Source organism: Xanthomonas sp. SHU 308 (genome assembly GCF_000364645.1).
GTDB classification, from domain to species: Bacteria; Pseudomonadota; Gammaproteobacteria; order Xanthomonadales; family Xanthomonadaceae; genus Xanthomonas_A; species Xanthomonas_A sontii.
Genome location: NZ_AQOK01000895.1, coordinates 1 through 7,489, shown reverse-complemented (window position 1 = coordinate 7,489; position 7,489 = coordinate 1). Strand labels below are relative to the sequence as shown.

The 7,489-nt window shown below is 69.4% G+C and carries 4 protein-coding genes and 1 pseudogene; all 5 read right to left on the bottom strand.

Annotated features, from left to right (window positions below; genetic code table 11):
* Positions 1-2,015, bottom strand: a 2,015-nt coding sequence (locus D588_RS0123005) for a PQQ-binding-like beta-propeller repeat protein (RefSeq protein ID WP_017917665.1), incomplete at its 3' end; no start/stop codon positions are given.
* A gap of 359 nt (positions 2,016-2,374) precedes the next feature.
* Positions 2,375-5,191, bottom strand: a complete 2,817-nt coding sequence (gene gyrA, locus D588_RS0123000) for a DNA gyrase subunit A (RefSeq protein WP_017917664.1) — start codon at positions 5,189-5,191, stop codon at positions 2,375-2,377.
* Between the two features lie 211 nt (positions 5,192-5,402).
* A complete protein-coding gene (mtnA, locus tag D588_RS0122995) occupies positions 5,403-6,467 on the bottom strand; it encodes an S-methyl-5-thioribose-1-phosphate isomerase (protein WP_017917663.1) in 1,065 nt (354 codons plus the stop codon).
* A 69-nt stretch (positions 6,468-6,536) separates the two neighbouring features.
* Entirely contained in the window at positions 6,537-7,181 is a 645-nt protein-coding gene (locus tag D588_RS0122990; RefSeq protein ID WP_017913558.1) for a DUF3011 domain-containing protein, read from the bottom strand.
* Positions 7,182-7,380: 199 nt separating this feature from the next.
* A pseudogene (locus tag D588_RS27475) lies at positions 7,381-7,489 on the bottom strand (amino acid--tRNA ligase-related protein); the annotation flags it as partial.

The following is a 7,489-nucleotide window of genomic DNA, read 5'->3' as shown; positions in this document are numbered from 1 at the left end:
GGCAGGCCCCAGCCGGCGTTGACGTTGATCGCGTACGGCGTGCCGGCCTGCGGATCGCCCGCGCCCTCGGCGCCGCCGCTGTCGCCGCGCACCTGGTCGCGCGGCGCCCAGCCCATCTTGTCGGCCTTGGCCCGTGGCACCAGCCGGTTGTAGTTGGGCATGTCGTTGTAGTTGGCGACGATCACACCCCGCCGCGGATCCACCGCCACGCTGCCCCAGTCCGAGCCGCCGTTGTAGCCGGGGTACTCGATCGAATGGCGGTCGGCTTCCGGCGGCGTGTAGATGCCCTTGTAGCTGGCGCTGCGGAACTGGATGCGGCACACCAGTTGGTCGATCGGGGTCATGCCCCACATGTCGCGCTCGGTCAGGTCGCGCTTGCGCAGCGAGTGGTACAGCGAGAACGGCTGGGTCTTGGCGCGGCGCTGCGGCTCCACACCGCCGCCCGGCACCGCGCGTTCCTCGACCCCGACCAGCGGCTTGCCGGTGCGCCGGTCGAGCACGTACAGCTCGCCCTGCTTGCTCGGCAGCAGCACCGCCGGCACAGTGGTGCCGTCGTGCGGGAAATCCAGCAACGTCGGTTGCGAACCCAGGTCGTAGTCCCACACGTCGATGTGGGTGGTCTGGAAATTCCACACCGGCTTGCCGGTGGTGACGTCCAGCGCGACCAGCGAGGTCGCATAGCGGTCTTCCTGCGGAGTGCGCGAACTGCTCCAGTAGTCGGCCGAGGAATTGCCCATCGGCAGGTACACGTAGCCGAGTTGCTCGTCGCCGGCCGCGCTGGTCCACATGTTGGGCGTACCACGGGTCCAGGTCTGCCCCGGCGGCGGCGCGCCGGTCCAGTCCGGATGGGTCATGTCCCAGGCCCAGCGCAGCGCGCCGGTCACCGCATCGAAGCCCTGGATCACGCCGGACGGTTCATAGCGCTTCTGTCCGTCCAGCACCTGGTGGCCGGTGACGACGACCCCGCGCACGATGGTCGGCGGCGAATTGATCGAGACGTAGCCCGGCGGCGTGGAGCCCATGCCGACGGTGATGTCGACCTGGCCGTGCTGGCCGAAGTCCTCGCAGGGCTTGCCGTCGGCCGCATCGACCGCGATCAGGCGTCCGTCCAGGGTGCCTTCGATGATGCGCTGGCGGCAGGCCGCCGACGCCGTAGCCTGAGCGTCGGGCACCGCGTAATAGCTGACGCCGCGGCAGGCGGCGGTATACGGGATCGCCTTGTCGGCCACCTTGGGATCGTAGCGCCAGCGCTCGCGGCCGCTGCGCGCATCCAGCGCGATCAGCTGATTGCGTGCGCTGCACAGGTACAGGCTGTCGCCGATCTTCAGCGGCGTGGTTTCCGCGCCCCAGCGCTTGTCCGGCAGGTCGCCGGTGCGGAAGGTCCAGGCGGTGCGCAACTGCGCCACGTTGCCCGGAGCGATCTGCCGCAGCGGCGTGTAGCGACTGCCGGCATTGTCGCGGCCGTAGGCGGCCCAGTCGGCATCGGCGGGCGCGTCGGCCGGCTGCGCGCCGGTGCGCGGGCTTGCCAGCGCCGCGGCCATGCCCGCCGCATGCGCCAGCGTGCCGTCGGCCTCGGTCACGCCGTACGGCAGGAACGCCAGCGCGAACGCACCGACGAACACCAGCGCCAGCACCGCGGCAAGCGAGCGCGACAACCTGCGCGAGAACGGCCGGTCCAGCCGCGGCAGCAGCAACGCCAGCAGCAGCGCCAGGAACACCATCAGGCCCATGCGCGGCACCCAGCGCCAGTAATCGGTGCCCGATTCCCATGCCGCCCACAGCAGCGACAGCAGGAAGGTCGCCGCAAACCACAGCGCACCATTGCGCCGCGCGCGCCACAGTTGCACGCCGGAGATCGTCAGGCCGAGGCCGGCAACCAGGTAGTACCAGGAGCCGCCCAGCGCCAGCAGCCAGGCGCCGCCAATCGCCAGCACCACGCCGATCAGCGCGCAGGCGCCGCCGAGCAGGCGCAGCGGCCAGCCGCCGCGACGCTGGGTTTGTTCGAATTCGTTCATTGCCACTCCTTGCAGGACACGGCCACGCGGAACATCCGCCGTGGCAGCGGCGCAGGCGCGCCGCGCATCCTTATCCCAGGCAGCCGGTGAATGCCGCGCGTTTCCTGCTGACACACGCTGACACGCAACCTTGCCGTCCTCGTGATCCAGCATCGACCTGGGCATCACGCGGCCTGTGTCGTCGAGGGCGACGACGACCCGACGGCATGTGCAGTCGGTGCGGCGCAGCGATCGTACAAATGGCTGCCTTGACGCCGCGTGCCTACGCTCGCAGCAAATCATCCGCATCGTCGCGGTGGCCATCCCTAAAAACGACGACGCCGGCACAAGGCCGGCGTCGTCGTTCGCTCAGGAGCGGATCACTCCTGTGGTGGTGCCGCCTCGCCAGCGCCTTCGGCAACGCCGTCCTCGCCAGGCAGCACGTCCTCCTCGACCAGCGAGCCATCCAGGCGTTCGACCGCCTGCAGCTTCTCGCCCTTGGACAGGCGGATCAGGGTCACGCCCTGGGTGTTGCGGCCGACGCGGGAGATTTCCGAGGCGCGGGTCCGCACCAGGGTGCCGCCGTCGGAGATCAGCAGCACTTCGTCGCGGGTGCTCAGCAGCACCGCACCGACCAGCTTGCCGTTGCGCTCGCTGGTCTGGATGCCGATGACGCCCTGGGTGCCGCGGCCCTTGCGCGGATACTCGCCCAGCGGGGTGCGCTTGCCGTAGCCGTTCTCGGTCGCGGTGAGGATGTAGGCATCGGCCTCGTCGCCGTTACGCGCCTCGGCATCGACCTCGGTGTCCGCTGCGGCGTCGACGTCGTCGGCGTCCTCGTCCTGGCCCACGGCCGGTTCGGCCACGATCAGGCTGACCACGTACTCGCTCTTGGCCAGGCGGATGCCGCGCACACCGCGGCTGCTGCGCCCGGTCGGCTTGACCCCGCCGCGGCTCTTGCGCCGCGCGCCACGGGCGTCGTCGCCCTCCTCGCCCGCGGCCTCGTCGTCGGCCACGGCGCCGTCGTCGGCACCGGCCTCGTCGATGGCCGCATCATCGGCCTCGTCGTCCTTGGGCCGCTCGGAGAAGCGCACGGTCTTGCCGTTGGAGGCGAACAGCAGCACGTCGCGCTCGCCATCGGTGAGCGCCACACCGACCAGCGCGTCGCCCTCGTCCAGGTTGATCGCGATCTTGCCGATCTTGCGCTGGAAGGCGAACTCGCTCAGCGGGGTCTTCTTGACCATGCCGTTGCGGGTGGCGAAGAACACGTAGCGGCCTTCGGCGTACTCGCGCACCGGCAGCACGGCCTGCACGCGCTCGCCGTTCTCCAGCGGAATCCAGTTGACGATCGGGCGGCCGCGCGCATTCGGCCCGGCCTCGGGCAACTGGTGCACGGGCAGCCAGAACACCTTGCCGCTGCTGGTGAAGGTCAGCAGCGTGTCGTGGGTGTTGACCAGCCACAGCTGGTCGATGAAATCCTCTTCCTTGGTCGCCGCCGCGCTGCGGCCGCGGCCGCCGCGGCGCTGCGCGCGGTAGGCGCTGACCGGCTGGCGCTTGGCGTAGCCGGCGTGCGACAGGGTCACGACCACGTCTTCCGGCGCGATCAGGTCGAGGATGTCCAGATCCTCTTCGCTGTGGCGGATCTCGGTGCGGCGCGCGTCGCCGTATTCCTCGCGGATGTTGACCAATTCCTCGCGGATCACCTGCAGCAGCACGTCCGGGTTTTCCAGGATGCGGATCAGCCCGGCGATGGCCTCCAGCAACTGCTTGTATTCCTCGGTCAGACGCTCCTGCTCCAGGCCGGTCAGGCGGTGCAGGCGCATTTCCAGGATCTGCGTGGCCTGCACTTCGGTCAGCTGGTAGCCGCCGCCGACCAGGCCGACGCCGCTGGGCAGGTCTTCCGGGCGCGAGGCCTCGGCGCCGGCCGCGTTGAGCAGCGCGCCGACCAGGCCCGGTTGCCAGGTCTTGGCCAGCATGCGCTCGCGCGCTTCGTTCGGGTTCGCCGAGGTCTTGATCAACTCGATCATCTCGTCGATGTTGGCGAGCGCGACGGTCAGACCTTCGAGGATGTGCGCGCGGGCGCGCGCCTTGCGCAGTTCGAAGATGGTGCGGCGGGTGACCACTTCGCGGCGATGGCGGACGAAGGCCTCCAGCATCTGCTTGAGGTTCATCAGCTGCGGGCGGCCATCGACCAGCGCCACCATGTTGATGCCGAACACCGACTCCATCTGGGTCTGCTGGTACAGGTTGTTCAGCACCACGTCGGCGGCTTCGCCGCGCTTGACCTCGATGTAGATGCGCATGCCGTCCTTGTCGGACTCGTCGCGCAGCTCGCTGATGCCTTCGAGCTTCTTTTCCTTGACCAGCTCGGCGATCTTCTCGATCAGCCGCGCCTTGTTGACCTGGTACGGGATCTCGGTGACCACGATCGCTTCGCGGCCGTTGTCCTGGATCTCGATCTCGGCCTTGGCGCGCATGCGCACGCGGCCGCGGCCGGTGCGATAGCCGGCGACGATGCCGGTGGTGCCGTTGATGATGCCGGCAGTCGGGAAATCCGGGCCGGGGATGTGCTCCATCAACCCGTCGACGTCGATCTGCGGATTGTCGATCAGCGCCAGGCAGGCGTTGATCGACTCGGTCAGGTTGTGCGGCGGGATGTTGGTGGCCATGCCCACCGCGATGCCGGCCGAGCCGTTGACCAGCAGGCTCGGGAAGCGCGTCGGCATCACCGACGGTTCCTGTTCCTTTTCGTCGTAGTTGGGCTGGAAATCGACGGTTTCCTTGTCGATGTCGGCCATCATCTCGTGCGCGAGCCGCGACATGCGCGCCTCGGTGTAACGCATCGCCGCCGCGGAATCGCCGTCGACCGAACCGAAGTTACCCTGTCCGTCCACCATCAGGTAACGCAGCGAGAACGGCTGCGCCATGCGCACCAGGGTGTCGTACACCGACTGGTCGCCGTGCGGGTGGTACTTACCGATGACGTCGCCGACGATACGCGCCGACTTGTAGTAGGGCTTGTTGCTGTGCGCGCCCAACTCGTTCATCGCGAACAACACGCGGCGATGCACCGGCTTGAGGCCGTCGCGCGCATCCGGGAGGGCACGCCCCACGATCACGCTCATGGCGTAATCGAGGTAGCTCTTGCGCATCTCGTCTTCCAGGTTGACCTGGATGATTTCCTTGGCGGATTCTGCCATTCGGGTTCCGTAAGTCTGGTGGCGGATCGACCACCACGCCGGCCCGCGACAGGCGGGCCCGCCGCGGCCGCACGCCTAGGGCGCACGGCGGTCGATCGAACCGCCGGATTCTATCATGACAGGCGCCCGATTGCCCGGTTTTTGCCGGCGCGAACAAGCACTTGCGCGCCATCGGCCGCCTCTGCCGGGCGCGGCGGCGCTCCCCTGGAACTCAGCCGCCGAAGGCGGCGCGCATGCGCGCCGGGTCCGGCTGCTCGATGACCCCGCGCTCGGTGACGATGGCATCGATCAGGTCCGCCGGGGTCACGTCGAACACCGGGTTCCAGGCGGCGATGCCGTCGGCCACGGTGCGGGTGCCGCCGACCCCGAACAGCTCGCCCGGATCGCGTTGCTCGATCTCGATCTGCGCGCCGTCGGCAGTGTCCATGTCCACGGTGGACGACGGCGCCACCACCATGAATTTGACGCCATGGTGGCGCGCGGCGATCGCCAGCTGGTAGGTGCCGATCTTGTTGGCGGTGTCGCCATTGGCGCAGATGCGGTCGGCGCCGACGATCACCCACTGCACCGCGCCGGTCTTCATCAGGTGCGAGGCCGCCGAATCGGCGATCAGGGTGGCGTCGATGCCGTCCTGCTGCAGTTCCCACACGGTCAGCCGCGCGCCCTGCAGCCACGGCCGGGTCTCGCCGGCGAACACCTTGGCGATGCGCTGCTGGGCGACGCCGGCGCGGATCACGCCCAGCGCGGTACCGAAGCCGGCGGTGGCCAGCGAGCCGGTGTTGCAATGGGTCAGAACGCCGCTACCCGGCACGATCAGGCCGGCACCGAGCGCGCCCATGTGCCGGTTGGCGGCCAGATCCTCTTCGGCGATCGCCTGCGCCTCGCGCTCCAGCACGGCCTGCCAGTCGCTGCCGGCCGCGCCCAGTGCGGTGCGCATGCGCGCCAGCGCCCAGGCCAGGTTGACCGCGGTCGGGCGCGCGGCATTGAGCCGCTGCAGGGCCGGCTCCAGCTTCAGCAACGCCTCGGCGCCGTTCTCGGCCTGTACCTCGCGCGCGGCCAGCACCGTGCCCCAGCCGGCAGCGATGCCGATCGCCGGCGCGCCGCGCACGGCCAGGGCGTGGATCGCCGCTGAGACCTGGTCGCTGTCGGTGCAGCGCACGTGTTCGACCGCGAACGGCAGCTTGCGCTGGTCCAGCAGTTCCAGCGCGTCGCCGGTCCACAGGATCGGGCGGATATGGTCGTAGCGGGCGTAATCGATATCGAGGGCGGCGTTCATCGCGCCATTGTAAACGCCGGCGATTGCGGATTGAGGACGCCGCGCGGTGTCGCAACGCCGCGCCAGCGCTCAGTTGACGCTGAACTCGGCGCGGCAGCCCTTGTCGACCCAGATGCCGTCGCGGTCCCAGCCCCAGCTGTCGTCCTGCACGCAGGGCGCGCCGGACAATTGCCGGCGCAGTTCGACACGATCCTGCACGCTGACGCCGCAGCGGCGCCGCGCCTTGCCCTTGGATTCGCACAGCACCGGCCGCGGACCGGCGGGGAAGCCGGAGCCGTCGGCGGCGCCGATCTCGAACTCGCCGCGGCAGCCGCGCGCGACCCAGATCTCGTTGCGGCGCACGCCCCAGCTGCGCTCCTCGCGGCACGGCACCGACGACAACTGCCGCATCAATCGCACCGGGGCGCCGCGCAACATCACCGGGCAGCTTTCCAGGCGCCCGTCGGACTCGCAGCGCAACACGCGGCGCATCGCGCTGCGCGGCGCTTCCACCGGATTGGGACGAAATTCGGCGCGACAGCCCAGGGTCACCCACACGCCGGTGGCGTCGGAGCCCCACTCGCTGCCGCGGATGCAGTCGTTGTCGGAGAGTTGCCGCACCAGTTGCACCCCCTGGTCGGTGGACATCGGACAGTGCACCCAGGTCATGTCGCGCGACTCGCAGCGGACCACCGCGGCATCGTACGCATCGGTGTCCTGCGCCGGCGACGGCATCGGCCACACGCTTGCCGCCAACCCCAGCCAACACCAGCCACCGAGCCCGTACGCCCACTTCATGCTTGGCTCTGCCCCTATGCCTAGAACCTGAACAACGAAGACCTGCTGGCGCGCAGCGTGCGCTTGCCGTGCCCGATCAAACCATCATCGGTGTGGACAACGCAACAACGCGCCGCGAAAACACGTGACGGCCGGTTCAGGCATGCGCGAAATCGTAGGCGAGCACCTCGCCGATCTGCGCGGTGCCGCGCATTGCCATCAGCAGCCGGTCCACGCCGACCGCGACGCCGGCGCAGTCGGGCAAG

What these genes read in the sequence shown, in the direction of transcription:
- gyrA (WP_017917664.1), bottom strand. Translation starts at nt 5,191, where the DNA reads ATGGCAGAATCCGCCAAGGAAATCATCCAGGTCAACCTGGAAGACGAG.
- mtnA (WP_017917663.1), bottom strand. Translation starts at nt 6,467, where the DNA reads ATGAACGCCGCCCTCGATATCGATTACGCCCGCTACGACCATATCCGC.
- D588_RS0122990 (WP_017913558.1), bottom strand. Translation starts at nt 7,181, where the DNA reads ATGCCGTCGCCGGCGCAGGACACCGATGCGTACGATGCCGCGGTGGTC.